At 56.8% G+C, this 1,205-nt stretch carries 1 protein-coding gene; it reads right to left on the reverse strand.

Translation table 11 applies throughout. From position 1 onward, the window contains the following. Positions 1-108: 108 nt before the first annotated feature. A partial coding sequence (locus CA2_RS04545; RefSeq protein ID WP_042413109.1) for a S16 family serine protease occupies positions 109-1,205 on the reverse strand: 1,097 nt, incomplete at its 5' end.

A 1,205-nucleotide genomic window follows, 5' to 3' on the forward strand; every position in this document is an offset into this window, starting at 1 on the left:
TTATCAACGAAGCCTTAAATTCTACAACAGAATCTTAAGCACCGATGCGATGGAATGAATTGTAGCGCAATTTTTTGACACTCCAGAAAACAGCGCTACAAAATTCCATCAGTGCTTCACTGCCCGCGTCTTCTTGGCTGCAGGCTTGCGCACCACGGACTTGGTGGCAACCACGGCTGCCGGCGGGACGGCTGCGACCTCTTCATCCAATGCGACGGGCATGCGCTCCAGGGCAACCCTGAGCACCTCATCGATCCAGCGCACAGGAACGATTTCCAGCTCGGCCTTGACGTTCGCAGGTATCTCTTGCAGGTCTTTCACGTTCTCCTGGGGGATGAGGACCGTTTTGATGCCACCGCGCAATGCGGCCAGCAGCTTTTCCTTCAAGCCGCCAATCGCGGTCACTTCCCCTCGCAAGGTGATTTCACCGGTCATTGCCACATCGGCCCGCACAGGAATGCCGGTCAATGCCGACACAAAGGCCGTCGTCATGGCAGCACCTGCGCTGGGACCATCCTTGGGGGTTGCGCCATCGGGCACGTGCACGTGGATGTCACGCTTTTCGAAAGCGGCATCTTCAATCCCGAGCATGCGCGCACGGCTGCGAACCACGGTCCGCGCAGCCTCGACCGACTCTTTCATGACATCGCCCAGCGAGCCCGTACGCAGGATATTGCCTTTCCCGGGCATGGTCGCGGCCTCGATGGTCAGCAAATCGCCCCCCACCTCGGTCCAGGCCAGCCCCACCACCTGCCCCACTTGATTGAGCTGCTCGGCACGTCCGTAGGTGAATTTGTGGACACCCAAATAGTCATCAAGATTTGCCGCTTTGACAATCACCTTGGGCTTGAGCTGCTTCAGCTGCAAGCCCTTGACGACCTTGCGGCAGATTTTCGACAGCTCCCGCTCCAAAGAGCGCACCCCCGCTTCACGCGTGTAGTAGCGAACGATGTCACGGATAGCGTCATCCTTGACCTCAAGCTCACCCTCTTTCAGGCCATTGTTGGAGATCTGCTTGGGCAGCAGGTAACGCTTGGCAATATTGAGCTTTTCGTCTTCCGTGTAGCCGGACAGACGAATCACTTCCATGCGATCCAGCAACGCTGGCGGAATATTCATGGAATTGGACGTTGCCACGAACATCACGTCGCTCAGGTCGAAATTGACCTCCACGTAGTGATCACCAAAGGCATTGTTTTGAATCG

The sequence above is a fragment of the Comamonas aquatica NBRC 14918 genome (assembly GCF_000739875.1).
In the GTDB taxonomy this organism is placed as follows: domain Bacteria; phylum Pseudomonadota; class Gammaproteobacteria; order Burkholderiales; family Burkholderiaceae_C; genus Comamonas; species Comamonas aquatica.